Source organism: Gimesia aquarii (genome assembly GCF_007748195.1).
Classification (GTDB): Bacteria; Planctomycetota; Planctomycetia; order Planctomycetales; family Planctomycetaceae; genus Gimesia; species Gimesia aquarii.
The window spans coordinates 740,975-767,691 of sequence record NZ_CP037920.1 but is presented as its reverse complement, the minus strand read 5'-3'; the positions used below and the strand labels follow the sequence as shown (position 1 = coordinate 767,691).

Annotated in this window: 23 protein-coding genes; 19 read left to right on the top strand and 4 right to left on the bottom strand. The window is 43.3% G+C overall.

The features are described from left to right. Positions 1-159: 159 nt before the first annotated feature. From V144x_RS03180 to V144x_RS03160, 5 genes are all read left to right on the top strand, one after another. Positions 160-1,488, top strand: a complete 1,329-nt coding sequence (locus V144x_RS03180; RefSeq protein WP_232102698.1) for a phenylacetate--CoA ligase family protein — start codon at positions 160-162, stop codon at positions 1,486-1,488. Positions 1,489-1,627: 139 nt separating this feature from the next. Next, entirely contained in the window at positions 1,628-3,106 is a 1,479-nt protein-coding gene (locus V144x_RS03175) for a sulfatase-like hydrolase/transferase (RefSeq protein ID WP_144981270.1), read from the top strand. 120 nt (positions 3,107-3,226) lie between these two features. Then, positions 3,227-4,486 carry an outer membrane protein assembly factor BamB family protein gene (locus tag V144x_RS03170; RefSeq protein WP_144981267.1) on the top strand — a complete coding sequence of 420 codons (1,260 nt, stop codon included), beginning with the start codon at positions 3,227-3,229 and terminating at the stop codon, positions 4,484-4,486. A 92-nt stretch (positions 4,487-4,578) separates the two neighbouring features. After that, positions 4,579-6,171 carry a PHP domain-containing protein gene (locus V144x_RS03165; protein ID WP_144981264.1) on the top strand — a complete coding sequence of 531 codons (1,593 nt, stop codon included), beginning with the start codon at positions 4,579-4,581 and terminating at the stop codon, positions 6,169-6,171. Positions 6,172-6,232: 61 nt separating this feature from the next. Continuing rightward, positions 6,233-7,423, top strand: coding sequence for an SGNH/GDSL hydrolase family protein (locus V144x_RS03160; protein ID WP_144981261.1), 1,191 nt, complete (start codon positions 6,233-6,235; stop codon positions 7,421-7,423). 39 nt (positions 7,424-7,462) lie between these two features. Here the strand turns inward: V144x_RS03160 and V144x_RS03155 are convergent, their stop codons facing one another. Both V144x_RS03155 and V144x_RS03150 read right to left on the bottom strand, forming a co-directional pair. Then, on the bottom strand, positions 7,463-8,935 hold the full coding sequence (locus tag V144x_RS03155) for an arylsulfatase (protein WP_144981258.1): 1,473 nt from the start codon (positions 8,933-8,935) through the stop codon (positions 7,463-7,465). 120 nt (positions 8,936-9,055) lie between these two features. Then, entirely contained in the window at positions 9,056-9,973 is a 918-nt protein-coding gene (locus V144x_RS03150) for a metallophosphoesterase family protein (protein WP_144981255.1), read from the bottom strand. Between the two features lie 183 nt (positions 9,974-10,156). On the opposite strand from V144x_RS03150, the gene V144x_RS03145 reads away from it, so the two are divergent. The 7 genes from V144x_RS03145 to V144x_RS03115 all read left to right on the top strand — a co-directional run bounded on the left by V144x_RS03145 (position 10,157) and on the right by V144x_RS03115 (position 17,404). Beyond that, on the top strand, positions 10,157-10,465 hold the full coding sequence (locus V144x_RS03145) for an ArsR/SmtB family transcription factor (RefSeq protein WP_144981252.1): 309 nt from the start codon (positions 10,157-10,159) through the stop codon (positions 10,463-10,465). Positions 10,466-10,515: 50 nt separating this feature from the next. After that, positions 10,516-11,076, top strand: coding sequence for a rhodanese-like domain-containing protein (locus V144x_RS03140; RefSeq protein ID WP_144981249.1), 561 nt, complete (start codon positions 10,516-10,518; stop codon positions 11,074-11,076). Positions 11,077-11,101: 25 nt separating this feature from the next. Next, a complete protein-coding gene (locus V144x_RS03135) occupies positions 11,102-12,481 on the top strand; it encodes an MBL fold metallo-hydrolase (RefSeq protein WP_144981246.1) in 1,380 nt (459 codons plus the stop codon). Between the two features lie 103 nt (positions 12,482-12,584). Then, positions 12,585-13,121 carry a tetratricopeptide repeat protein gene (locus V144x_RS03130; protein ID WP_144981243.1) on the top strand — a complete coding sequence of 179 codons (537 nt, stop codon included), beginning with the start codon at positions 12,585-12,587 and terminating at the stop codon, positions 13,119-13,121. 98 nt (positions 13,122-13,219) lie between these two features. Beyond that, positions 13,220-14,107: a M28 family peptidase gene (locus V144x_RS03125; RefSeq protein WP_144981240.1), complete on the top strand. Its 888-nt coding sequence runs from the start codon at positions 13,220-13,222 to the stop codon at positions 14,105-14,107. Between the two features lie 53 nt (positions 14,108-14,160). Next, positions 14,161-14,928 (top strand): DUF480 domain-containing protein, encoded by a 768-nt coding sequence (locus tag V144x_RS03120; protein WP_144981237.1) that lies wholly within the window; start codon positions 14,161-14,163, stop codon positions 14,926-14,928. Positions 14,929-15,160: 232 nt separating this feature from the next. Continuing rightward, positions 15,161-17,404, top strand: a complete 2,244-nt coding sequence (locus tag V144x_RS03115) for a hypothetical protein (protein ID WP_144981234.1) — start codon at positions 15,161-15,163, stop codon at positions 17,402-17,404. Positions 17,405-17,509: 105 nt separating this feature from the next. Here V144x_RS03115 and V144x_RS03110 read toward each other — a convergent pair whose 3' ends face one another. After that, positions 17,510-18,760, bottom strand: coding sequence for a hypothetical protein (locus V144x_RS03110; RefSeq protein WP_144981231.1), 1,251 nt, complete (start codon positions 18,758-18,760; stop codon positions 17,510-17,512). A gap of 305 nt (positions 18,761-19,065) precedes the next feature. Here V144x_RS03110 and V144x_RS03105 point away from each other — a divergent pair, with 305 nt between their 5' ends. Then, a complete protein-coding gene (locus V144x_RS03105) occupies positions 19,066-19,527 on the top strand; it encodes a GNAT family N-acetyltransferase (protein WP_144981228.1) in 462 nt (153 codons plus the stop codon). Positions 19,528-19,619: 92 nt separating this feature from the next. After that, entirely contained in the window at positions 19,620-20,348 is a 729-nt protein-coding gene (locus tag V144x_RS03100; RefSeq protein WP_144981225.1) for a creatininase family protein, read from the top strand. Between the two features lie 18 nt (positions 20,349-20,366). Here the strand turns inward: V144x_RS03100 and V144x_RS03095 are convergent, their stop codons facing one another. Then, entirely contained in the window at positions 20,367-21,497 is a 1,131-nt protein-coding gene (locus V144x_RS03095; RefSeq protein WP_232102697.1) for a prenyltransferase/squalene oxidase repeat-containing protein, read from the bottom strand. 320 nt (positions 21,498-21,817) lie between these two features. Between V144x_RS03095 and V144x_RS03090 the strand changes: the two genes are divergently transcribed. Genes V144x_RS03090 through V144x_RS03070 form a run of 5 tightly spaced genes read left to right on the top strand, consistent with a single transcriptional unit; the run spans position 21,818 to position 26,716 of the window. Then, the gene (locus V144x_RS03090) at positions 21,818-22,708 is read left to right on the top strand and encodes an RDD family protein (protein ID WP_144981222.1); all 891 of its coding nucleotides are present in this window, start codon (positions 21,818-21,820) and stop codon (positions 22,706-22,708) included. Further along, positions 22,701-23,801 carry a stage II sporulation protein M gene (locus V144x_RS03085; RefSeq protein ID WP_144981219.1) on the top strand — a complete coding sequence of 367 codons (1,101 nt, stop codon included), beginning with the start codon at positions 22,701-22,703 and terminating at the stop codon, positions 23,799-23,801. The genes V144x_RS03090 and V144x_RS03085 overlap by 8 nt, the downstream gene beginning before the upstream one ends. Further along, positions 23,798-24,715, top strand: coding sequence for a hypothetical protein (locus V144x_RS03080; protein WP_144981216.1), 918 nt, complete (start codon positions 23,798-23,800; stop codon positions 24,713-24,715). Before V144x_RS03085 ends, V144x_RS03080 begins: the two co-directional genes overlap by 4 nt. After that, entirely contained in the window at positions 24,712-25,512 is an 801-nt protein-coding gene (locus tag V144x_RS03075; RefSeq protein WP_144981213.1) for a DUF4129 domain-containing protein, read from the top strand. Before V144x_RS03080 ends, V144x_RS03075 begins: the two co-directional genes overlap by 4 nt. Then, complete coding sequence (locus V144x_RS03070; protein WP_144981210.1) at positions 25,484-26,716, top strand: DUF4350 domain-containing protein; 1,233 nt, start codon at positions 25,484-25,486, stop codon at positions 26,714-26,716. Before V144x_RS03075 ends, V144x_RS03070 begins: the two co-directional genes overlap by 29 nt. Position 26,717: the final 1 nt, after the last annotated feature.

The following is a 26,717-nucleotide window of genomic DNA, read 5'->3' as shown; positions in this document are numbered from 1 at the left end:
CACTTTAATAACTCTTTATTTAATAACTCTTTCCGACGATTGTTCTATACTCGTTTCCAGATGATAATTTCTCTCGTAGATAGGGCTTTAGGTTGGAAAATCATTCAAGTTGCGACAGAATAAGAGATACCATGAAATAACCTTCCCTGATGCCTCTAAATGAAGCAAACAAGTAATTATATGAATGATCTACAAAACCTGCCGGAAAACCAGAATCGCAACGTAATCGAAGCACGCCAACTGCAACGCTTACAAGGCCTTCTGAAAGAAGTCTCTGCCACGAATCCTTTCTGGAGCAAGAAGTGGGAGGCTGCCGGAGTTTCAGTAGACGCGATTCAAAACTTATCCGATCTGCAAAAATTGCCGGTTACAACCAAAACGGAATTAGTAGAAGATCATCTAGCCCACTCACCCTATGGCTCAAATCTGACTTATCCTGTAGAAAAATACACACGCATGCACCAAACATCGGGAACAACAGGTTCTCCGATGCGTTGGCTCGATACCAAGGCAAGTTGGGATTGGTTTGGTGAATGCTGGTCACAAATTTATCGCATGGTAGGACTCTATCCAGAAGATCGGTTATTTTTTCCATTCTCATTTGGTCCTTTTGTGGGTTTTTGGGCTGCCTTTGAAGGTGCCACACGACTTGGTCATTTTTGTCTGGCAGGTGGCGGCATGGGAAGTGAAGCCAGACTGCAAATGATTCTGGATAACAAAATCACCGCGATCTGCTGTACTCCCACTTATGCTCTGCGGTTGGCAGAAGTGGCAGAATCAGAAAACATCAATCTCGCAATGAGTCGTGTGCGTGCCTTAATTGTCGCCGGTGAACCGGGGGGCAACATTGAAGCGACCAAGCTACGTATTGGTCAAGCCTGGGGAGCGCGCGTCTTCGATCATTGGGGAATGACAGAAATTGGTGCACTCGGTATTGAACCTCTGGAAAATCCGGGAGGCTTAAACATTCTCGAAACTGAATGTATTGCTGAGATCGTGAATCCGGAAACTTTACAGCCAGTTGTAAAAGGGGAACAAGGAGAGTTAATCATCACTAATCTGGGACGAATCGGCTCGCCTTTGATTCGTTACCGCACAGGTGACTTAGTCTGCGAAGATACGACAGACTGCCCTTCCGGTCGCTCATTACTACGATTAAAAGGAGGCATTCTTGGCCGCGCAGATGACATGGTCATTATTCGCGGCAACAACGTATTCCCTTCGAGCCTCGAAGCAATTCTCCGCACATTCGATCAAATCGCGGAGTATCGAATTGAAGTCCACACGATACGAGCGATGCAACACATGAAAATTGAACTAGAACCAACTGGGACTCTTACTAGTGAGGAACAGCAAAGTCAGCTTATTACCGATGTCAGCAATACCATCAAAGATCGCCTCAATTTCCATGCAGAAGTCAGTACAGTTGCCCCCGGAGCATTACCACGTTTTGAGCTTAAAGGTCGTCGTTTCTTCAAAATCGACTGATTTCATTAATGAAGATAATAAATCGCGGGATCTTGCCAAAGAAACATGGTAGGATTCGAAGATTGTCTCACTTTTCTGTAACATAAAAGTAATTCATACATCATCCATGCCTTCACTCTATTCCTGCCGGATACTCGCTATGACTGCACATCTCCGAAATGCTTTCTTGGTTCTCTTGTTTATATCTTGTTTGTTCCTCATCTCAAACAGAGCTTCTGCAGAATCAAAGGCTCCGTCGCGACCAAATATTCTGTTTCTCTTCAGCGATGATCAACGTGCTGATGCACTTTCTGCTTACGATAACCCACACATTCAGACTCCGAATCTGGATCAGCTTGTCAGAACCGGTTTTAGTTTTCGAAATGCGTTTTGTATGGGTTCCATTCATGGCGCGGTCTGCCAACCCAGCCGAGCGATGCTCAACAGTGGACGCTCGCTTTATCGTGTTCCCATGAATCTCAAAGGGGTTATTACCCTACCGCAACTATTGAAGCAGTCGGGTTACACTACATTTGGAACAGGTAAATGGCACAATCACCGCGATTCGTTTCAAAAAAGTTTTACAACAGGAACAGCTGCCTTCATTGGAGGTATGTCCAACCATTTAAAAGTTCCCGTGATGGACTTGAAAGAAGGTCAGTTTCAAAACAAACGCACTGGTGATAAATTTTCGAGTGAGCTGTTTGTCGATGCGACCGTTGACTTTTTGAACCAGCATCCAAAAGAGAAACCATTCTATGCGTACGTTGCGTTCACAGCCCCCCATGATCCACGAATGCCCCCTGCTGCGGCAATGAAAGCTTATAAAAAAAATCCCCCTCCACTACCAAAAAATTTCATGCCACAACATCCCTTTAATAATGGTTGGATGACAGGTCGAGACGAATCGTTAACCGGTTGGCCTCGAAATCCCAAAATCGTGCAGGAACAACTGGCAGAGTATTATGGGATGATCACCGATATGGATATGCAAATAGGTCGTATCCTGAACGTCATCAAAAAAAATGGTTTCGATAAAAATACAATCATCATTTTTTCATCCGATCACGGACTGGCGATCGGTAGTCATGGTTTACTTGGAAAACAAAATTTGTATGAACACAGCATGAAATCTCCGCTGATTTTTTCAGGACCGGGTATACCCCAAAACGAATCCAGTGATGCACTCGTGTATTTGTACGATATTTTCCCAACAGTTTGCAATTTAACTCACACGCCCGTTCCCGCAGGAGTGGAAGGTTCTGACCTGGCTCCGATCTGGAGAAGGGATACAGACCGAGTCCGCGATTCCCTCTTCACTACCTATGAAGACTTAATGCGGGCTGTCAGAGACGATCGCTGGAAATTGATTCGCTATCCGCAAATCAATAAAACACAGTTATTTGATCTTAAAAATGATCCGTACGAATTACATGATCTCTCCCAAAGACCAGGAGAGAAAAAACGTGTTCAGAACATGCTGGCGTTACTGAAAACCTGGCAGCAGAAAACAGACGACAAACAACCCCTCACATCCGACCATCCCAAGTCGGAAACCATTGATTTAACAGGACGAAAGCGCAAACCAGACCAACATCAACCTCGCTGGATCATAGAAAAATACTTCGATTCTGAATGAAATCCGGTTTCAGCTCATGCTATAATCAGGATTCTTACCGATTAGTGTTTTCCATCCACAAACAATGAATTTAATCTCAATACAAACTCAAACAAAGTTTAACACAGTCTGAGGAACGACATGAAAGCTTTAATGGCAGCAGCCACTCTAACTCTGTTCATCGCTTCTACCACAATTGCCGGAAACTGGCCTGGTTGGCGGGGGCCGACTTCAAATGGCGTCGCTCAGGGAAACGGATATCCTGTTTCCTGGAATAGTTTAAAAAACATTCTCTGGGAAGTCGACTTTCCCGGAGTCAGTGGTTCGACGCCCGTAATCTGGGGAGACGACCTGTTCCTGACAACCACCACTGGTGGAAAAAACCGAGTCATTTGTCTAAATAAAAATTCCGGCAAGGAAAAATGGCATGTTGACTTCGGCACAGAGCGAGCGGGTAAACACAAAAAAGGAAGTGGTAGTAGCCCTTCTCCGGCCGTCGATGATGATTACCTTTTTACCTACTTCAAAAGTGGGGACTTAGCCTGTATTAATCGTGATGGAAAAATCCTCTGGAAAAAAAACCTGCAGAAGATTTACGGGGAAGACACACTTTGGTGGGACTTGGGAACATCTCCTGTTCTGACAAACGATTTGGTCGTCATTGCCTGCATGCAGAGCGATAACTCTTATCTTGTCGCTTTTGATAAAGCCACTGGCAAAGAAGTCTGGAAACAAACTCGTAACCTCAATGCTCCGGAAGAGGCCAACCAGAGTTATTCGACTCCCGTTGTCGTCAGCCGTGATGGTAAAGAAATCATTTATGTCCTAGGAGCAGACCATGTGACGGCTCATGATGCACAGACCGGTAAAGAAATCTGGAGAGTCGGTGGCCTGAATCCCACTCAGCATAAATACTTTCGCTCTATTTCCTCTCCTGTTGTCAGCGATGGCTATCTGATTGCCCCTTATGCACGTGGTGGCTCAATCACAGGAATCAAGTTAGGTGGAACGGGAGATATCACAAAGTCGAATGTAGCCTGGACCAATGAAGCAAAAGGGGAATTTTCGGATGTCCCTACACCAGCCGCCATCAATGGCCGTTTCTATATTTGTGCAGACAAAGGTGAGGTTCTCTGCTTTGATATCAAGACCGGAAAAAAAATCTGGGGAGGCCGTCTGCCTCGAAGCCGTCACAAGTTTAGCTCTTCACCGATTCTCGCCGATGGTCATATTTATGTTACCAGAGAAGATGGTACGACCTTTGTTCTGGACCAAGGAGACCAGTTCAAAGTGGAAGCAGAAAATCCACTCGAAGGTTTTGCTTTGGCAACTCCCATTTTCTCAGATGGCAAAATCTATCTGAAAATGACAGACAAGCTCTACTGTATTGGAAAGAAATAGCCAGCAGTTGAAAAAGATCGGAGGGACAGGCAATCAACCTGTCCCTCTTTTTTCGAACTCATTTATGTCTTAATGAACCTAAGAAAGTCAACATGGATTCTCAAAAAATCAATCGACGAAAATTTCTGGGCGAATCAATGGCAGCGACAGTCCTATCAGGGATTCGTGTCAATTCAGAGTTGTATGGTGGTGAAGACAAAAAACAGTTCCAACTCTTCTGGGGTGACTTACATAATCATAATGCCGTCGGGTATGCCAAAGGCTCGCTGGAACGTTCCATTGATCTGGCTCAAGAGCATCTCGATTTTTTTGCATTCACCGGACACGCATCCTGGCACGATATGCCAAAGATGCCTGGTGACCGCCACATGAAATGGGTTAATGGATTTGAAGTCCATTCCAAACATTGGTCGAAAACTCGTCAGTTGATGCAGGATGCAAACTCAGATCAATTCGTTGCTTTTCTCGGTTATGAGTGGCATTCCAGTCAATTTGGTGACTACTGCATGATATTCCCCGAAGACCAACCCGAATTGTTCTTACCCAATCATGTCGAAAAACTACTCGACTTTGCAGAAGACAAATATGCCCTGGCAATTCCACATCATGTAGGTTACAAGATCGGCTGGCGCGGTGCGAACTTCAAACACTATCGTCCCTCAGCCTCTCCTGTTGTGGAAGTTTTTTCAGAGCATGGGTGTACGGAAACAGACCGCTCTCCTTTTCCGATGATTCGACACAGCAATGGCGGTCGTTCCGCGTCGAATATGATTGTTCCACAGTTGCAAAAAGGGATGCGGTTCGGTTTTGTCGCTTCAACTGATGACCACTTGGGATATCCTGGCGCCTACGGTGAAGGAGTGGTCGGAGTCTGGGCAGAAGACTTGTCTTCTAAATCTCTTATGGAAGCAGTCCGCGCTCGAAGAACTTATGCCGCCACCGGCGATCGAATCGCTTTGGAAGTTTCGCTCAATGGTCAACCAATGGGTAGTGATATTCCAGCAACTTCAGACCGCCAGATTGATGTGCGTGTCCAAGGTGAAGACGCGATTTCGATGATCGAACTCATTCGCAATGGGCAAGTCATTGAGCGTCATTTTCCAGAAGACCATTTAGGTGACAAACCAATGTTACCAGGTAAAGTTAAATGCCGCATTCAATATGGCTGGGGCCCCTGGGCCGATCTGGCAATGGGCCGCACCTGTTTGTGGGATATGACTGTTAAACTTGATAACGGAAAGTTCACTCGCGCTATTCCCTGCTTTCAGTCAGCCCCGTTCAGTGAAAAATTACGAGATAAGCTCAAAATCATCTCCAATCAAGAACTAAGCCTAGATTCAAATACGACACGTGTGAAATGCTACGGCGAAGACCCGACTAAATCCATTGTCTGTGAAATTGAGGGGACAGCGGACACAACGCTCACTTTGCACGTACGCAAACCTTATGAAGAAACCATCAGTGCCCGGTTGCAAGATCTGATTGATGATAATGTGGTTGAGTTTACGGGTGTCTTTACCAGTGAAAGTTATATTCTCCATCGACTCGTGGGACAAAGTGAATATTCGGCACAAATTCGTTGGCAAGATCAACGTAGTGACACTCAGACAACGGATTGGTATTACGTTCGTGTCACACAGTCTAACGGACAATTGGCTTGGTCCAGCCCGATTTGGGTAGGATAACTCCCTGACAATTTCTGAATGATTCATACTTCCGAAATATCATATTCTTATAGGAACCAGCATGAAATTTGCACTGCAATTGATTCTGCTCTTCAATCTAATCTTCTTCACTTACAACGTTACTTCGCTTGGAGGAGAAACGACAAAAACCGAAGCCAAGTCTGAACCAAACAACTCACTGAGGTTAATTCTTCCACCCATCATCTATGCTGTCCCTGGCATTGAAACGAATGTGTATTTTGATAATGTCTGTCTTGTCGTTAATCCCGCGAATTATGTTTTTGATGTGCACTGCAACAGAGGACATTTACAAGATGATCGTTGGACGTACACCCCAGTGGAAAAGGAAGTTGGTGATTATGCTTTCGAGTTGAATATTCTTGACCAGAATAATCAGATCATCGCCTCACAAAAATCGAAACTTCGTGTGGTTCCACAGAGTGCGGGAAAAGAAAAACCTGTAAGCTTACTCATGATTGGTGATAGTTTGACACATAATTCAATTTATCCCAAACATGTACTCGAACTGAGTAAAAAATTCCAAGGACCTTCCCTCAAGTTTGTCGGCTCTCATAACCCGAAAAATGATCCCGAGGTCAAACACGAAGGCTATGGTGGCTGGACTGCCGTTCGCTTTGCAACTCATTTCAAAGAAACAGCAAGAACTGGAAATTATCGGGAACGGGGAAGCCCTTTTTTGTATGCAGATGAAAGTGGCAAACCCAAACTTGATTTTCCACGCTACTGTAAAGAATTTAACGACGGAAAAGCTCCGGACTTGGTCACCATCTTTCTTGGCCCAAATGATGTCTATTCTGCTACAGATGAGACAATCAAAGAGAAAACAGACACGATGCTCACAAATCTGGATATTCTGGTGAAGATGATTCAGAGTTACAGTAATCAAACAAAAATTGGCCTCATGCTACCAGTACCGCCGGCAGCGACTCAAAATGCGTTTGGTACAACAAATGGTCGTCGTCAAACTCGCTGGCAATACAAACGAAATCAGCAATATGTAGTAGAACAAATATCAAAACGTTACCAAAACAAACAAGACCAGCAAGTTTATTTGGTGCCTACCAATTTGAATCTGGACTGCGCACATAATTATCCAGCCAGAAATGAATCTCGGAACGCACATAACTCTGAAAAAGTTTTACGCCAATACAATGCCGTTCACCCTGCTACCAATGGATATCTTCAAATCGGTGACACTGTGTTCTGCTGGTTGAAAGAAATCTCGAAATAGACTGCTAGATTTGAAACCAGCACTTATAAAAGTCTTTCGTTACTGCTGATCCAACGCGGGGAATGGAAACATTTCCGAAGGACTACGACCTGTTTTCATAATTTCTTTGATACGGGCCACAACTTCCGGATGTTGATCGGCAACATTATGCTTTTCACCAGGATCATCCTTGAGATTGTAAAGCTCTATCTTCATTTGCGGGTTCTTTTTTCTCATCAGCTTCTGACGAACGCCTTTCCAGTCTCCCATATGAACGGCTTGTTGCCCCGTATAGGACGGAAACTCCCAATAGAGATATTCATGCTGTTTCTGCTGCTGTTCTTTGCCTAATAATGTGGGCAGGAAACTGATTCCATCAATGTCCGCTGGTGCTTTTGTGCCTGTCAAATCAGCGAGTGTTGGCATCACATCCCAAAATGCTGATAGATGATCGGTGACTTCTCCCGGTTGAATGTGCCCTGGCCACTGTACAACCAAAGGAACGCGAATTCCTCCTTCATATAAGCTTCCTTTAAATCCACGGTAAGGTCCAGCGGATTCAAAAAATTTGGAATCGGAGCCTCCCAGACGGTTATAGGTGGGGCCATTATCAGAAGTAAAAAAGACAATTGTGTTATCTTCCAGTTTCAGTTCTTTCAATAAAGCCATAATCTGACCGACACCATCATCCATTTGAGTAATCATGCCAGCATAACCAGCCCGTGGGTGGGGATGTTTGATGTAACCACGATGTTTGTATTCTTCTTCTGGAATTTTCCCTCGATATTTGGCCAATGATGCTTCAGTAGTTTGAATTGACAAATGTGGTATCGCAAAAGGAAGATACAAAAAGAACGGCTGATCTTGATGCTCTCGGATAAAAGCCAATCCGTTTTCTACAAACTTATCTTGTGAATGGGTATCGCCGTATAATGTTCGATCATTACCGGGCAATGTTTCTTTCGTGTTATTGCGCCACAGAAATTTCGGATAATGATTGTGAGCATGCACCTGACAATTGAATCCATAAAACAGATCAAATCCCTGTCGATTGGGATCTCCCGTTGTTCCGAAGTGCCCCAGCCCCCACTTGCCCATCGCTCCCGTGGCATAATTCTTCTGCTTTAACATTTCTGCAATCGTCACTTCCGCATCAGGAATCGGATATTGGCCGGGAAATTCCCAGCCCTCTTTTTCCTTCATATGTTGCAGGTGCTTGGGATTGCGATTATCGCGAATGTAAGCATGTCCGGGATGTTTTCCCGTCAGTAGATTGCAGCGCGAAGGCGCGCAAACAGCATTTCCTGAGTAGAACTGGGTAAACCGAATCCCGTTCTTTGCAATCTTGTCTATGTTTGGTGTTTGAATCCATTTTTGCCCGTAACAACCTAACTCTTTATAGCCTAAATCATCGGCGATTATGAAAACAATATTAGGCAACTGTTTTGAAGCTGCTTCAGTGTTGGAGGTACTCGTGAGTAAAACACAAAGCAATAAAAGGGAACATAAGATCAATTTGACAAAGCGGGTCATAAGTGGCTCCTCATCGAGTCGGTCTGACTTTGGACATTAAGTAAGAATACATCTTATACAGCCCCGCTTATCAACTGCAAGAAAGAGTGATTCATCTTATTAGATCAACCGGCTATTATTTCAAGTCCAGCGATAGTCCTGCTGCTTTCTGAATCCATTCAGAACGAGAGAACCATCTTCGAAAAGATCCAATGTGCTATAGCCATTATTTTGCAGGCCAGACCCTTCTACCATTGCAACCATCGTACAGTAGTGAATGCCACCGATTTCTGAATATTTATTGTGGTGGCTATGACCTTGAAACACGGCCGCAACCTTGTCCGACTCTTCCAGAATTTTTCGTACAACTGACGAATTTTTGACGGCATGCGCATCAGAATCTTTCAGGTCAAGCGGTTGATGCGCAAACACAATTGTGGGATGTTTCGTTTGCTTTAAATCAGCACGCAGCCACTCCAACTCTGGTTCCGGGATATTAGCATCGGTCCATTTAAAATTTCGACGACCGTAAGGAGTACCATCACTTTTAAAACAAGAGTCCAACACCACAAAATGAAAGCCATTCTGGTCAAAAGAATAATATGAAGCTTTCTGCCCTACTCCTTCCAGAAATTCTACTTTCTTTAAAAGGTCAACACAGTGGTTACCCAGAACGTAATGCTTAGGAAAAGGTATTGCAGAGATGGCTTTGACCACCGTCTGCAAGTGTCCCTTTTCCTGCTCCAACGACTTTCCTGAATCGATCAGATCTCCGTGGAAGACGACAAATTCAGGTCGCTCCGTCTTAAATCGCGCAATGACCTCATTTAGCTTGGCAATGGTTTCTCGATAGTGACGAGTGCCGGCCGCCGGTTTATCAGCATAGTGAAGATCGGTTACCAAACCAATTCGTACGGCACCTCTTTGACTGACTTCAACTGCCCGGGTTGATAGCAATCCAATTGTGTTTGATGAAAGCCCTGCCAGAATCAAAGCACCATTTTTTAGAAAAGCACGTCTTCCCAGCGACTCTGTCGGAAATAAAGGCTTTTTTTTCATCAATAATATCCCTGTCAAACATAAACCCAGTTTAGTGCGTTAAGTTATAATTTTGGCAGACATTTATGAATATTCAATGTCGAAACAATAAATTCCCGATTAGATTTTATGTTGAAAAAATGAAAACAAATTGAGTTGACATATCGTGACATCACGATATGATATATACGAGGAGTTAAAAATATGAAATTAAAAGAAACCCCAGAGTATAACGGACAAGCGCTGGAAGAGGCTGCTGAATGCCTCAAAGTTCTGGCACATCCGGCTCGTATTCGCATTGTTCAATTGCTTTTACGGGGTCGTTATACAGTTGGTGAGCTTGCGGAAGATTGTGGCATTCCCAGTAATGTCGCTTCAGAGCATTTAAGATTGATGCAACGCTGTGGGTTCTTTGTCAGTGAGCGAGAAGGAAGAAGCGTCTATTATCAAGTTGCAGAACCACATTTGAATAAAATAATGGATTGTATCGAAGGACGTTTTTTTCAGAATTAGTATTTTTTTAAGACATATATCGTAAAATAGCGATATAGCGAGGTGCAAAAATGTCAGATGTCAAAACGATCAAACCAAAAGAGTTAGCAAAAATCCATGAGGAGCAAGGCGTTAAATTAATTGACGTCCGTACGCCAGCAGAATTTCGGGAAATCCATGCACCCATCGCCGTGAATATTCCGCTTGATAAACTGGACGTAAAGCACATTCAAGAACGGCAAAACGGAAATGGTGCAGAGCCTGTCTATGTAATTTGTCAAAGTGGAAACCGCTCCACACGAGCATGCCAGAAATTGATTGAAGCTGGCATTACGAATGTAGTCAGTGTCGAAGGGGGTACCAGTGCCTGGGATCAATTGGGACTGCCGGTGAACCGTGGAAAAAAAACCATTTCACTGGAAAGGCAAGTCCGAATTGCCGCTGGCTTTCTGGTTCTCACAGGAGCGTTGTTAGGAATGTTCGTCAATCCCTGGTTCAGTTGCCTTTCCGCTTTTGTAGGTGCCGGATTAATGTTTGCCGGTATCACAGATACCTGTGGCATGGCGATGTTGCTTGCGAAAATGCCTTGGAATCAGGTTTCCGACAATAAACAAAAACAATGCCACGTATGAAAATCAAAAAGTAAGGGAGTTAGCGATGTATTTTCAACGCTATTATCTGGATTGTTTATCACTTGCGTCCTATCTGATTGCTGATAAACAAACAGGAAAAGCTGTAGTGATTGATCCACAACGAGATATCGAGGTCTACCTGAACGATGCGAAGGAGCATGGATTTCAGATTGAACACGTCATCTTGACTCACTTCCATGCCGACTTCATCTCAGGTCATATTGAATTACGAGAAGCAGTCGGTGCCCAAATTCATCTGGGAAACAAAGCAGACGCCGAATTCCGTTTTCACCCACTGTCAGAAGGAGACGAACTTATTCTGGGGTCGGTGAAATTATCCATCCTGGAAACACCCGGGCATACTCCTGAAGGGATCTCTATTTTAGTATATAATCTGAATGAAAATCCGGATCAGCCGGAAATGGTGCTTACCGGAGATACTTTGTTTTTGGGAGATGTAGGCCGACCTGATCTATTAGCATCAATTGGAGTCACGGCAGAGGAATTGGCCAGCATGCTTTACGATTCGTTGCATGAAAAAATCCTGAAACTTCCAGACGAAACACTGGTCTATCCGGCACATGGCGCTGGTTCGATGTGTGGCAAACAGTTAAGCAGTGAGTCCGTTACCACATTGGGAGAACAGCGAAAGTACAACTACGCACTACAGCCAATGAGTAAACAAGCTTTCGTTGAAATGGTCACTGCCGACCTCCCCGAAGCTCCTCATTATTTTGTACATGATGCTATCCTGAATCGAAAAGACAGACAAACACTCAATGAATCAATCAGTGCTGCATGGCACGCGTTTTCACTGGATGAAACCCTGGAAATGCTAAACAACAGTGTTCAAGTTATCGATGTCAGAGATGCCACGGAATTTGCGGGAGCACATCTCAAAGGTACGATCAACATTGGACTGGATGGCCGCTATGCGACTTGGGCAGGAACTGTCCTTAGAAAACAATTACCGATTTTGGTGATTGCTGAAGATGAGGAACAGATCGAAGAAGCAATGATGCGACTGGGTCGGATTGGCTTTGACCAGATCAAAGGCTTTCTAAAAGATGGCTTGAACAGCCTCAACGAACACCCTGAACTGGTCTCGCAAACAAAGCGAATTTCTGCGCAAGCGTTGCATGAGTGGGACGAAAAAATCACAGTCATTGATATTCGCTCTCAATCAGAGTGGGAATCGGGACACATCTCAAACAGTATCAATATCCCATTAAATCAACTACAGGAACGATTTAATGAAATTCCCCGTGATGAAACCGTTGTAGTCCATTGCCAGGGTGGTTATCGCTCTTCGATTGCCGCCAGTCTACTCGAAAAGCAGGGTTTTGAAAACGTCGTCGATCTCGTAGGCGGTTATAGAGCCTGGCTCACAGCCATCGCAACCTAATTTGATGAACGACAAAAATAAGGTTCCATGATGAATAGAAAAGTCTTTGCCAGATCTATTAAAATAGGCGGCAAAGCTTTTCTGTTTATCAACGGGTTTTCAAATGGTACTACTGCCTGCTTCGCGACAAAAACGACATTTTAATGCCGCAGAAGGTTATCTACTGCTTGAGATGCCCGAACAAGCTTTGCGAGAGCTTTCCCGTATTGGCTCTACTGAAAAAGATTCAGAAAAATACTATTGTCTGCTGGGCCAGGCTCAGCAACTCGCTAAGCGGTATAAAGAAGCACTAGATGCATATCAGCGCGCCTATGAAAAATCCCCTGAAAACCTGACGACTCTGATGGGAATGGCCTGGTGTCATAAAAGGACTGATCAATTACCTCTGGCTATCTCGATCATGGAAGAGGCTTATCAAAACCACTCTGATGAAGCCGTCGTGCTTTACAATTTGTCCTGCTATTTTGCGTTAGCCGGTGACAAAACCAATGCCCTTTCCTGGCTGGGCCGTTCATTACGAATGGAACCAAAACTGATAAAATTAATTGAAGAAGAATCTGACTTTGATTCTCTACGCAGTGACAAAGATTTCAAATTCGTTGTAGAATCTGCTGGAGATAAAACATCACAAAATTCATAACAGAGTCGTTTCAACAGTTCGAATTGTCTCAGTGATTTAGTAGTGACTCGAAAACAAACCCACTTTTATTCTGGCAGTTCAAGGGATCGAAAGCCACAATGAAGGACGTACAACAAAGTCGATTGAAAGAGCACTGTGAACTGCTCTGTAGATCCATACGACCTGCTGAAAGTACAGAACTGGAATCAGCTCGTCAATATGTGACTCAGGAACTTGAAACATCAGGATGGAAAGTCGAACGTCATCACTTTCAAGCTCAGGACTCTATGCTGAAGACACTTGAAGGGCAAAATCTGATTGCACGGCATCCTCGACTCAGTTCGCAAAATAAACCACAGTTTTGTATTGGCGCTCATCTTGATACGCGACCTGAATCTCCCGGAGCAGACGACAATACCAGCGCGGTCGCGACCTTGTTAGAACTAGGGAGACTATTGCCTTTATTTGAAGAGCTTTCCTGCAAATGGAGTGTTGAACTGGTTGCGTTTGACTTAGAAGAAAATGGAATGCTGGGTGGCGCAGAACATGCCAGTCTGCATCAACAAAGACAAACCGATTTACGAGGCATGGTTTCTCTGGAAATGCTGGGATATTGTGATTCTACGCCAGGAAGTCAGACATTACCCAGAGAACTGGTAGGGCTTTACCCGGACACCGGAGATTTCATCGCTGTCGTTGGAAACCAAAACTCAGCAGCACTGATTGCCGCATTCCAGCATGGCTTGGAAAAGGTGGTAGAGTTACCCGTAGAGACACTACAAGTTCCTCAAAATGGTGAAATGCTGCAAGCAACTCGTTTGAGTGACCACAGTCCATTCTGGGACGCTGGTTACCCAGCTCTGATGATCACCGACACCAGTTTTTTGCGGAATCCACATTATCATCAACCTACGGACACTGTGGACACTCTCGACTTTGATTTTCTCACAAAGGTAGCTCAGGGTAGTTTGGAAGCGACAAAATCGATACTTCATCGTGGATATTAAAATCTCTTTCCCAGACTTAAGCATTCTACTCAACAAAGAAAATAGAAATTAAGATGAATGATACAACTCAAGGAGAAAAAGAACTCCTGAAAATCACAGAACTTTCAAAACCACAACGCCGCGTGCTAGGTGTTTTACTAGAGAAAGCATTTACCACTCCCGATCAATACCCTCTTACATTAAAGGCAATCACAACAGGTTGCAATCAAAAAAGTAATAGGGATCCAATCTCACATTACAGCGAATCACAAGTCTTTGAAACGCTGGAGACACTTCGTGAAACCGGCATTGTGGCTGTTGTTCACTCAGAAAGTGGTCGCACTGAACGTTACAGGCATTACATGCGCCATCGATTCAATTTTACAGAACCTCAACTGGCGATATTAACAGAACTGTGGTTGCGCGGCCGTCAAACGATGGGCGAACTCCGCGGTCGAGCCAGTCGAATGGTACCAATTGAATCTTTAGATCAACTGCGAGCAGAATTTAAGAGCCTTCTTGACCAAAACTATGTACAATCTAATGGAAGCATCGAACGGCGTGGCATCGAGGTTGATCACAACTGGTATAAAGAAAGTGAAAGCAAAAAACTGGGGTTTGAATCTTCACTCGAAAGTGAATCGGCTAAAGACGAAAGCGGCCCCCACAATCAGCCTGCCGTAAATACTTCTTCGAGTGACGAGAGTAGCTTGCTACAAATGATTGAACAACTCCAGACTGAGAATCAATCCATGAAACAACAGATTGAAATGTTGACAGAATCCGTTCAAGTGTTAAGCCAACAATTGACAGATCTAAAGCAGGAACTCGGTAGCGTGTAAAAAAATCTGTATTATGCAGAGTATAAATGGGGAGAAATCAACTAAAGAAACACTCCACGAATCTAACAACAAATACCTGTCTACAAATACAGGAATAAGTCAATCACTGTCCAATTTTGAGAAGATTGACCTTTTTTATTTAATATCCATCAACATTTGTACTGAATTCGTATAAAACCAGGATAAGAACTACTTTCGAATAAATTTCACTTAAATTTTTTTGAGGACAAAAATGCTTTCGATTTCTCGAGTTAGCCTAATACTCTGCTTGCTGATTATCACTGTCGGCTGCCAGCAGAAAGGCTCAGAACCAAGCAGTGACAATCAACCATCCTCGTCAACCGAGCAAACCGCTCAAAAAACCACAGGTGATCCCGCATCTTCGTCAGCAGAAACCGAAGGACCTTCTGAAAAGGAAAACGAAAAACCCAAAATTCCGGAGCTTCCCAAAACGGTTCAAGGCAACTGGGTTTTAATGCTACCACAGCGTGAGCAGATGATGCCATTGTACCTTTATAAGATTACTCTAAATGCGACTACGAACGAAGATAAAAACCAATCCAAAGAAAAAACCGAAGCACAAGCAGTCAAAATTCTTGCTAAAGGAGCAGATGTCGCACCAGCAAAAATCGTGTCATCTAAAGTCAGTGATACTACAGTGGAATTTAACGAGAGCCTGTTAAACGATGGAAAAGAATTTCTCCGATTGAGTTTTCAAGGAAAACTACAATTGGACCAGGGTGTGATCCTGGGAAATATTTCCTTTAACAATGAAAACTGCATACCCGCACTCTTATTGCCAACTATGGAAACGGATTTTAGCAAAATTAAAGGCCCAATGCCTTCACCTGGTTCACAGGAATTAATGCAGGCAATGCAATCTCCCGATCCATTTAAACAACTGAACGAGTTCACTCTCAAAATGAAGTCCGTTCCGCTGATCATGGATGCCTATCCCACATTAATGGCGATCGCCCTCAGCCAGAAGAAAGATAAAAAAACGATTGAAGAAATTATCAGTCGTTATCTGGAAACGGCGAAACTTTGGGGGACACGACAGGAAGCGAATTCTTTAATCAGTGTTGGTTCTATGTTGGCGAGGAGTGATTCCGACTCTGATCTGGCTGTAAAGTATTTGGATCAGGCAGACAAATTGATCAAAGACGGGGTAGCGCCACTTAGTGGCTGGAAATTAGAAATGGCCTTAGCCAGAGCACGTGCTGGATTAAAGTCTGATAAACCCGAACAGATTCAGGCAGCTGGAAAACTACTTCAGGACGAATTGAAAGAACATCCTAACAATCGTCAACTTTTAACAGAACTCGTGACCTACGAGAAATCACACGGTAGCATTGATAAGGCGATTGATTACCTCGGAGTTTTAGCAGGTTCTCCTCTGACAGGTCGGGAACAACAACTCATTGCTGTCTCAAAACAAAATCCTGAGGCTGTCAAATATGAACATCCTATGGATACACTCACGACACTCTGGAAAGAGAAACATGGTTCGACAGATGGCCTTGATGAATATCTCACAAAGTCATTCAAACGTTTTCTTCAAAGCTTTGTTTCTAAAGAAGCTAAAGAAGTTGATTTAAAGAAGGGGAATCGCGTCTCGCTAATTGAGTTGTTTACAGGGGCATCCTGTCCTCCCTGTGTTGCCGCCGACTTGGCAACAGGTGTGATTGAAGCATCTTTCCCAGACTCCAAAGTCATTGTCTTAAGATATCATCAACATATTCCTGCTCCAGACCCGCTTACGAATACTGACTCTGAAGCGCGATTCATTCTTTATAATCACCGTGGAACACCATCGACGAATTTGAATGGTCAGCCCATCTCCGGTGTCGCTGGTGGAGTTGAGCAGGTTGATTCATCTTATAAACAAATTCTGGAAGCACTAATCCCGACTCTTTCAGAAAATACCAATGTCAAAATCGATCTGTCTGCAATTGCCAAAGATGACAATCTAGAATTAAAAGCAAATGTGTCTGGGACAGAGAAAATCAAAGAGCCACTGCGCCTCGTCGCGGTACTCGCCGAAGACGAACTGCAATTTCAAGCCCCTAACGGAATCAATGTGCATGATATGATTGTGCGATCAATGTTAAGCGAGCCAAATGGCTTTCCCGCCGTTGATGGTAAATTATCTCTGAATAAAACGTTGCCACTGAATGATTTCAAAGGCCGTCTCACAGATTATCTATCAGCCTTTGAAGAAAAATCAGGAGCAAACTTCACCGGTGCCCCTTTGGCTTTGGAAAAACTCCACTTAGTCGTTTTCGTCCAAGGGGAACTTTCCAAAGATGTCTTTCAGGTTGCTTCAGTTCCGGTATCGGGGACAATTACCTACAAGACTACCGAGCCAAAATCAAAACCTGAAAAGGAAAAACCTGCTACGGCACCAAAGCCAGCTGAGAAATCAAAAGAAAAAGCAGGAAAACCAGAAGTAAAGCCTGAGAAAAAAGAACAGTAATTACAGCTTCTTTCACATAGTTCTTCACCAAATTAAAACAAGGCATGGAACACCCATGCCTTGTTTTAATTCAAGCCACTTTCAGCCCAGGAGACTGTTTTCTCTTTACTCTTCATCAGCAGGTGGTGTAGGAACGAGCTTATCTTCAACACCGCTGCTGCTATCTTCTACTTCTAATGAAGTGTTCTCATCTGAGGTCAGTTGTGATGTCCGTGAAGGTACTGGACCGTGATGAGTTCGGCGATACTTTGGTGAGGAAAGTTTACCCATCCGAGTATCTCGCTGATCCATGATCACACGGGCTGCTTCTCGAACTTCTGCATCACTCAACCGACTCAGATTGCCTAACTCTACCAATGGTTCCAGGATTCGAGTCGCTTTTGCGACAGTGCTCTCCATCAGAACAATGTCAAGCAGTTCACGCCTCATACCGTTCATGGATGCAACTTGCTCTTTCAGTCGATCTTGTAAATCCGAAAGCACTTCTAACGTCTCAATAGCATCAACAACGCGTCCTGTCTCTGCCAGTAGCTTAGTCTGAATTGCCATCAGCGACTGCAAATTCGTATCAGCCTCTGTAATCTTTAATTCGTCATTAGTCAGAACTTTTTGTAGTGATACAAGTTGTCGGGCACTTTTTTCTGCAGCAGTAAGTGATTCTGACTGAGCCACCATACTATCTTGCAGAGCAATCATTTTCTGACTGTTTTCACGAGCAACTTCCAACTTCCCAGACTGATCAACAATCTGCTTTTTGAATTCAATAAACTCACCAAAGGCAACCTGTGCGTCTTTAATCCTGGAAGATTGATCTAACGCCATTTTTTGAAGCTTGATCATTTCTTCTAACGTAGAAAGCGTGACTGCAGTTTGCGTTTTTTGAGAAGCCAGCTGGTCCTGCATCGCCAGCATTTCATCCAGAGTCAAGCGGGCTTTTGAAGTTAAATCTTTTTGTTGAATCACTTGTTTCTGAAAATCATCGATCTTCTGAAAAGAAGCCAAAGCCTGATCTGTCTGCTCAGACTCTTCATCGAGTAACACTCGCAAATCTCGAATTTCTGCTACAGTAGCTTGGGCGTTTGTGATTTGTTGGGCCTGCGAATTTAAGACCGACAACAGATTATTGACCTGCCAGGCACTGGTCTTTGCTCCAACCAGTTTGTCCATATCATTTTGTACAATAACTAATTCTGCCTGCAGTTGACCGATCTGATTCAACATCGGCCGAGCTACCATGAAATACATGCTCAATACGCCAGCAGTCACACCAATGAACATCTTGGTCCAATTAGTATGCATCGTTGATAAACGCGCATTGGTATCTAATCGATATTGTCGTTCCCCTGAACTTCTCAAGGCTCTATCTCCCAGCGTCATGATTTAACTCGGACGTAAAAATGGCGCTTCCTAAAAATTTTGACCATGCATCCTTGCAAAACCATTTATGCTGTTTTACCTAATATCGCCATATTCACTTTGAAAGTTTCTCCATTCTTCACTAAAAACCCAAAAATCAAAAAAAATTGCTTTGCCTACATACATTTCCCTCAAGTGATCGTTTACAAAAATTTTACACAACTTATTCCATGGCAAAGACAATGGAAGCTCTGAACTGTTAGATTGAAGTTTGAATTCTATTTTTTTTCTTGAAGGGCTCTTTCATGCTCGATATCCAAATCGATCAAGCAACGTTGGAAGACTGTGACATTATTACCGAATTTAACATTCGTTTAGCCCAGGAGACAGAGTCCAAATCCCTGGATCAAAAGTTAGTCAGAGCTGGTGTTGTTGAATCACTCAGTAATACACGCGGCTGTCAATACTATGTTGCCCGTTATCAATCAAACGTAATAGGTCAGGTCATGTACACTCGCGAATGGAGCGATTGGAGGAACGGTGAGTTTTGGTGGTTCCAAAGTGTATACGTACATCCCGATTATCGAAGACAAGGAGTTTTTCAGAGGCTGTCTCAGCATATCGAAAATCTGGCCCAATCAAATTCAGATGTTGTAGGTCTACGACTTTATGTTGAAAAAGAGAACGGACGTGCGCAATCGACATATCAAGAACTCGGATTTAAGCTACCAGGATATCATGTAATGGAAAAGATGCTGGAACGTTGACTTCTATTAGCCGTTCGTTAAATATCATTAGAATGCTCTGATTGCTTTCATTATTAGTTACAACCTCAAAACAAACTTCAGGAACGAAATGCATGTCTGAATCAAATGATCATAACTCGGAAATTCTTCTCCACAAACATACCAGGCGAGAATTTCGTGAACGGATGCAATCGGGTGAATTGAAGGCATGTATTATTCCTGTCGCAGCAACGGAACAACATTTGGAACACCTGGCAATGGAACATGATTGGAGGAGTGTCATGCTCATCGCAACCGAAGTTGCCAATAAACTTTCGCCGCACGTCATTGTAGCACCTTCAATGAATATTGGTATCAGCGAGCACCACATGCGACATCCTGGCACACTGTCTGCACTTCCTGGTAGTTGGCTCAGCGTCTTATTTGATACCATTCGCAGTATGCATCAAGCAGGGTTCAATCACATTCTTGTTCTGAACGGTCATGGTGGAAATATTGCCCCCTGTTTAGGTATGTGGGGGCAATTTCAACAACGACTTGAGATCAATCTACATTTTGAATCGTATTGGAACCTGTTACCTGAAGAAGTGGCGACAACAAATCTAAAAACAAAACGCTTTCCAGGGCATGCGCAGGAATTTGAAACAGCATTTGCTCTTGCGGCATTTCCAGAAAATGTGCGTCAGGATGCCATGCGTGATCAAGAAGATCAAGAGCCTTTAGAGGCTACAGCTGAAGCGGGTCAAATTATGATTGATGAAATCATCAATCGAGTCTCTCAATATGTGGTCGGAATGATTGATGGAACGAACCTCGTGGAGATCCCCCCTTTCCACACCTAACAAAGCGTCATTGAATTCTTATTTAGTGGGTTGGCAATATGCCAGTGCCAGTAAAGCATAAGCGGTTGCCAGATTGGGGTCAGCCTCGTACCAACGTTCTGTCTTGTTGGTCCAACTCCCATTTGGCTGCTGGAGTTTCTCTAACCGAGTAATCAATTCTGCGCGCCAATTATGGACATGGCCTTCCGCATCCTTAAATAGATTGACCTGCATTGTGTCTAAAGCTTTGGCAAAAGTATGAAAGTAATAATAAAGACCCATCTGCCCCATGCCCGGATTTTCTTTCAGAGAATAGTGACGACGAATCCACTCTTTTGCTGCCTTGACCCTTTTATCATCTTTATCCACACCGGCGTAGATCATGCTTTTAAGACCAGCGTATGTCATACTACCATAAGACCGCAGACCTCCATCGGGTGTCTTGCCTGCTTGTGAAGTTCCACCGGCAGCAGGAGTGTAATAGAAACCTCCATCATTCACTTTGGATGAAAAAGGAGTTGTATTATGTTCCGATTCCAAATTTTGTGTGCGTGAAACAAAAACTAAAGCCTTCTGGATTGCAGGGTCATCCGATTTGACACCCGCTTTTCGTAATGCTTCAATGAGGTATTGTGTATTTGAAAGGTCAGGTCGCTGATGACTTCCATAACCAGCACCACCAAAGGCAGTATCCGAAGATTCTATTCCTTCTCCTTCATCCCATTGTAACCCGCGCAAAAACTTTTCTGCGTTTTTAATGATTGTATTGTAACGCCCGTTCTGATTAGCAGCACTAAATGCCATGATTGAAATACAGGTTTCGTAATTTCGATGATTACTTTTCGCATAATAGATGCCGCCATCCTTCTTTATAAAACCCTCTAAACGACTGAGTGCTTTAGCAACAACAGGATCACTTGCTGGGACTCCACTTTCTAATAATGCAGTTGTTACTAATGCACTTATTCCAGGCACAGTTTCTGTCGTCCACAGTCCGTCCTCTAATTGACTGTTCTTCAGAAAATTGATCCCCTTCATCTGTGTTTTTTTCAACTTTTGCAAGTTGATCTCATCTTTAGCTGGTTCTTCAGCAGAAGCAATTGAAAAGAGACTTGTCAGAATAAAGGCACACAGGCTGGTAATGTTCAATATTCGTCGATTAATTCGCATCAGTTCATCCTTACTCTCAACTAATTCTGTTTGGTATCGTAAAAAGTATCATCGAATTTCAGGAACATACAGAACTTGCCATACAAATACATCATGTGAGCGATAGTGGCTATTGATCTGAACGATACTTCATTGATTTGCCGGCGGGTACTTAATAATTATAGCCAGTTAAGCGGTCGTCAGAAAACGATGAAATCGAGATTTCAGTAAAAAAATATGTGAGTATAGATACGAAAACGACAGTTGGTCTATAATAAGCAGTATAAATGTCAGTACTTTGTGAACTTAAACATCCCTGTATGCTCAAACATTAGCGTTTCATGATTTCTACAATAACCAGCGACGAAACGGTCCCCACTTCAGCTAATTTTCCTCAGCAGAATTTTACAGCTCAGCGTGAAGTTCTCAGCTTGGAAATGAAAATTGAAACACCTGAGAATGTTGTTCTGACATATCAACTTGCTGGTCCTGCTCAACGATACATCGCCTATATGATCGATCTGGCAATTCGCTTAGCAATTTTGTTCGGAGCGATGATGGTTATAAACATGATTGGCATAGTGTTACCGGGGACAGCCATTGGGATCTTCCTGGTTATCATGTTTTTAAATACCTGGGGCTACTACACTATTTCGGAAGGCTTCTTCAAAGGACAATCTATTGGTAAGCATATTTGTGGTTTACGTGTAATTCGCGATGGTGGATATCCTATAACTTTCTGGCCGGCATTGTTGCGCAACCTCGCGCGTAGTGCAGACGCAATTATTTTCTATGGTATCGGCATCACATCCATGCTGCTGACAAGACGCTTTCAAAGACTTGGTGACCTTGTAGCGGGAACTGTAGTGATCCAGGAACGTTCGTTGAAGCTGCCTAGAAAGCCAGTGATACTCAAGAAAATTCAACCACTGAATAAAAATGACATCGGTAGTTTTGTACCACGGGATGAAGTCCTCTCCCTCATTGATGAATTTATGGGACGCCGACATGTGCTCACTTACGAACGTGGGCACGCATTGGCCGGTATTTTAGCTAAAAGTTTGGCAGAACGATTAAAATATTCTGGCGATTCTCAAAAAGTGGAACAATACCCCATGGCATTTCTTGCTTCAGTTTATCAAACATTTAGTCTTTCCAATCATCAGGAAGAAGATGAATTCACGGTTTCTAACCAAAGTCGAATTCGAAATAGGGAGGTGAGTCTTGGATAAACACAAATTTATTCAACAGCGCCAACCACATTGGAAACAATTTGAAGAATTTCTGATGAGTATACGGAGGGAATCGTTTACCAAACTACCTGCAGAAGAAATTTCGAAATATTCTCAACTGTTACGAGAAGTCTCCAATGACTTGGCCACGATTCGTTCTCGTGGCTGGGGACATGATTTAACTTCCTACTTGAACGATCTGGTAGCCCGTGGACATAACCTGTTTTATGGTGCACCACCTGCAAATTTAGCAGGTGTATTCCATTATCTCGCTGTTGGTTTTCCTCGCCTCTTTCGAGCCAATATTGGTTACTTTCTTACTGCATGCCTCTTGTTTTTTTTACCCCTCGGTATCAGTTGGTATGTTGTGCAGAATAATCCCAGCCTGGCAACTCGCATCATTCCAGAAGAGATGATGGCTAACTTCGATCTGATGTATGGTGAAGAGAGTCCCTTAAATAATGAAGAGGAAAAAACAACAGATAGAACAGATGAGAAAGACAGTTTTCTATCTGAGGAATCCACATTCGGAGATCAAAGGGCATCGATGGCGGGGTTTTATATTAATCATAATGTAGGAATTGCGCTACAGTGTTTTGCACTGGGGATTCTACTGGGAGTTGGGACGATCTACACCTTGTTATTCAATGGCATCTTTCTGGGAGCTGTTTCAGGTTATATTGTCAGCCAGGGAAATGGAGAGCGATTTTTGAGTTTCGTCATCTCACATGGCTCATTTGAATTGACGGCGATAGCCGTTGCCGGAGGAGCGGGATTGATTTTGGGTGACGCCCTCATTCATCCTGGTCAAAGAACGCGTTTTCAGTCATTACAAGTCCGTGGACTCGAGGCGGTTCAAATCGCAGGAGGAGCTGCCGTCATGCTGGTTGTGGCTGCCTTGATTGAAGCGTTCTGGTCTCCTTCTGGAATATCTAACCTTGTCAAATATGTAGTTGGTAGCGGCCTTTGGATAATTGTTTTCATTTACCTGGGATTTGCAGGACGACAGGCAGATATAACTCCATTACCAGTTAAAAAAAGGGAACGAAGTAAATCCAGTGAAGTTGGTTTCAACAGGGGACCGCATTCATGAGATTTGATCATGTCAATATTGCTCTCGTTCCCCGTAAGGCAGTCAAATGTTTGGATCTGGCAATTATGTTTTATGGACGTTTTCTAATCCCTCTTTTAAAAATTTGGGCTTTGTTTGCCATACCTGCTTGCACGTTAGTCTATCTTCTCAGCTACTATTTTCTGGTCAATCTTAGCACTGCTATTACAGTTGCCTACTTCGCAACTTCACCGTTGGGTGTGATTCTCACCTGGAATACTGCTTTATATACTTTTGGAAATCAACAAGGCTTTCGTGCTTTGAGGAATCAATTTAACCCACAATTGATCTCCTTAATCTTCCGCTGTCTGTTTGACCGAGCGATTATTTTTATCGGCCCCGCTTTGATATTTTTCTCTGATAACATATTGATTTTAGTAGGTTTTATATACATTTTTATTCCTGGAATCTGGTTGACACTACGAAGCAGTTTTCGTGCAGAACAATCTTCACTCCGTTATGCCGGGATTGCTTCACAGTCAGGAACTTCACATGATCATCGAACGAAAAATCTGATCTCACATGATTTTGGGGCACTTTTTTTTCGTGGTCTCTGGTCGTTCTTTTTCTGCTACGTCCTGACTTTGATTTTTTTTGTTACGTTCGATTATCTATCTTATAAATTATTAGAATTTCCAATCGTCATGGGGAAAATCCCATATTTATTTGATATTGAAGCAATCGATCAATCCTTATCCAATATTCTGCTATTGATGACATCCGATCCACGAGTTTTAGCTGTATTGACAGGATTCATCCTGCTCGTTTATCCGATTGGTCGTCTAGCCTGGTTCTTCACATACATAGATCTGCGGGTTCATCGTGACTGCTGGGATATGGAATTACGTATGGCAGAAGTTTCTCAGAACCTCAAAAAGGGAGAGGCATTATTATGATTTATTACCTCCCGTGGAATTATGAACCAGTAAGGAGTTTTGTATTAAGTTTTGTTTTAATAACTTGCTTTCTATTAGATGCAACCACAATATTTTCTCAGACGATTGAGAACGACTATTCCAAAGCTTTATCGCCTGACCGAACAATCATCGAACAAGATACGAGACAAATCCTCAGTCGGCCCGAATTTCGCCATCTAACCCAACAACGTGAAACAGCTTCTGATTTACCCTTTGATTGGGAAGAATTTTTAAAAGAGTCCCAGGAACAAGAAGCTAATGCGGCCGAACCCTTCTTCTTTGCCTTCGGAGGACTATTTCTATTGATTCTATCTTATGCGTTTATCTTTTCTATCTGCTGTTTGATTTTGTATTTGCTCTATCGATCCTTTAAAGGAATCGATTACGCACGAAAAAAGAGTGATGAGCCAAAAAGAGCACAATTACAAGGTGAAATGATTATAGAACAGATTGTTTCGCCTGCAGAAAATGAAGCGTCCATCTATCTACAACGAGCAAAAAAATTCGCCAAATCCGGTGATTACCACAATGCCATCGTACAATTGTTATACGGCTCAATGAGTTTCATTGAACGATCAGGGTGGATTCGTTTCCGTAAAGGATTGACTTATCGAGATTACCTTCGAGCGGCGCGACCTCACGGCTTACCCGGTGATTCATTTCGCAAAATAATTCGTACATATGAGCCTTTAGGGTTTGGGCGACGAGAAGCCACCAAAGAACATTTTGAAAGTACTTTAAACAGTTATGAAGCAGCCTTCCAGAAAAAAGCGTGAACGCAGGAACGTCGGCTGGATCTGGCTGCTCTTCCTTTGCACCCTACTTAGTCTCCATTTCTGGTTTCCGGAATTCGGCACAGGAGCAATGGATGATACATATAGTTCATCAGGCAGTGGGAAAAAAGCGTTTTTTCTGTTGTTGGAATACGAAACCAACTATACGGAACGCAATCGTGTTCCATTATCAATGCTGAATCAGTCTCTGGATTATAATGACACGCTCTGCATTTTGGGGCCAGCCAGATATCCCAGTCCTTTAGAATGGTCTATCTTACTTGACTGGGTCAATGAAGGAGGGCGGCTAATCATCTCAGCAAGTGATAAACACCCAGAGTTTGAAATCAATCCATTGGAAATCAGTGTAAGTTATCTTGATGAAACAGAACGCGAAAATATTCCTTTAGATTATGTTGAAAAACAGAAGAATAAGGAAAGCCGAATTACTTTCTCTTTCGATGACAAGCATAGTCTTCTGGCTGGTAAAGCAACTACGGTATTTCCCGATGCGAAATCGATTATCTGGGAAACGAATGCCCAAGTGAATTCTAAATCAGGCCAGACACTGATTTCATTAGGAGAGACCAAACAAGCAGTTCGACTGAAACACGGGTTTGGCGACATCGTTGTAGCTGCGTCCTCAGATATTTTTTCCAATCAGTCTATGATTGATGGCGGAAGCGTTGCTGCCTTTCGACTGATCGAATCAGCGGGGATGCTTGATTATGTAGTCGTCGATGAATCTCTGAATGCTTCAGGAACTTCAAAAGTCGTGGCTTTATTGATCAATCCTACTTTTCGACCTTTAACTATACAAATATTGATAGCACTGCTGCTGTATGGATGGTGGCACAGTATCCGTTTTGGTCCTTTTCTTTCATCTCACATTCTTGCACGACATAACATTGTCTCGCATACTGATAATGTAGGAAATTTACACTTTAAAAATGGTAACGCACATGCATTATTTCGTGCGTATGTCAAGCAACTCTTTACGGAGCTACATCTCAGGCACTTTCGCGGAGAAGAGCACCGCGTGATTGATCCAATCGCAAGACGTCTCAAACAAGATCCGCAAAAAGTCAAAGCCTTGTTAATGAAAGCTGCTAAACTTTCGAATTCAAAATCTATCACACGTCACCAAATGGGTAGCCTGATCCGTAAACTATCGAAAATTCGCCAAGCGGCCCAGCCTGGACGTTGAC

Excerpts from the sequence above, each read along its gene's own strand:
- V144x_RS03180 (WP_232102698.1), top strand. The coding sequence starts at position 160 with ATGAAGCAAACAAGTAATTATATGAATGATCTACAAAACCTGCCGGAA.
- V144x_RS03175 (WP_144981270.1), top strand. The coding sequence starts at position 1,628 with ATGACTGCACATCTCCGAAATGCTTTCTTGGTTCTCTTGTTTATATCT.
- V144x_RS03170 (WP_144981267.1), top strand. The coding sequence starts at position 3,227 with ATGAAAGCTTTAATGGCAGCAGCCACTCTAACTCTGTTCATCGCTTCT.
- V144x_RS03165 (WP_144981264.1), top strand. The coding sequence starts at position 4,579 with ATGGATTCTCAAAAAATCAATCGACGAAAATTTCTGGGCGAATCAATG.
- V144x_RS03160 (WP_144981261.1), top strand. The coding sequence starts at position 6,233 with ATGAAATTTGCACTGCAATTGATTCTGCTCTTCAATCTAATCTTCTTC.
- V144x_RS03155 (WP_144981258.1), bottom strand. The coding sequence starts at position 8,935 with ATGACCCGCTTTGTCAAATTGATCTTATGTTCCCTTTTATTGCTTTGT.
- V144x_RS03150 (WP_144981255.1), bottom strand. The coding sequence starts at position 9,973 with ATGAAAAAAAAGCCTTTATTTCCGACAGAGTCGCTGGGAAGACGTGCT.
- V144x_RS03145 (WP_144981252.1), top strand. The coding sequence starts at position 10,157 with ATGAAATTAAAAGAAACCCCAGAGTATAACGGACAAGCGCTGGAAGAG.
- V144x_RS03140 (WP_144981249.1), top strand. The coding sequence starts at position 10,516 with ATGTCAGATGTCAAAACGATCAAACCAAAAGAGTTAGCAAAAATCCAT.
- V144x_RS03135 (WP_144981246.1), top strand. The coding sequence starts at position 11,102 with ATGTATTTTCAACGCTATTATCTGGATTGTTTATCACTTGCGTCCTAT.
- V144x_RS03130 (WP_144981243.1), top strand. The coding sequence starts at position 12,585 with ATGGTACTACTGCCTGCTTCGCGACAAAAACGACATTTTAATGCCGCA.
- V144x_RS03125 (WP_144981240.1), top strand. The coding sequence starts at position 13,220 with ATGAAGGACGTACAACAAAGTCGATTGAAAGAGCACTGTGAACTGCTC.
- V144x_RS03120 (WP_144981237.1), top strand. The coding sequence starts at position 14,161 with ATGAATGATACAACTCAAGGAGAAAAAGAACTCCTGAAAATCACAGAA.
- V144x_RS03115 (WP_144981234.1), top strand. The coding sequence starts at position 15,161 with ATGCTTTCGATTTCTCGAGTTAGCCTAATACTCTGCTTGCTGATTATC.
- V144x_RS03105 (WP_144981228.1), top strand. The coding sequence starts at position 19,066 with ATGCTCGATATCCAAATCGATCAAGCAACGTTGGAAGACTGTGACATT.
- V144x_RS03100 (WP_144981225.1), top strand. The coding sequence starts at position 19,620 with ATGTCTGAATCAAATGATCATAACTCGGAAATTCTTCTCCACAAACAT.
- V144x_RS03095 (WP_232102697.1), bottom strand. The coding sequence starts at position 21,497 with ATGCGAATTAATCGACGAATATTGAACATTACCAGCCTGTGTGCCTTT.
- V144x_RS03090 (WP_144981222.1), top strand. The coding sequence starts at position 21,818 with ATGATTTCTACAATAACCAGCGACGAAACGGTCCCCACTTCAGCTAAT.
- V144x_RS03080 (WP_144981216.1), top strand. The coding sequence starts at position 23,798 with ATGAGATTTGATCATGTCAATATTGCTCTCGTTCCCCGTAAGGCAGTC.
- V144x_RS03075 (WP_144981213.1), top strand. The coding sequence starts at position 24,712 with ATGATTTATTACCTCCCGTGGAATTATGAACCAGTAAGGAGTTTTGTA.
- V144x_RS03070 (WP_144981210.1), top strand. The coding sequence starts at position 25,484 with ATGAAGCAGCCTTCCAGAAAAAAGCGTGAACGCAGGAACGTCGGCTGG.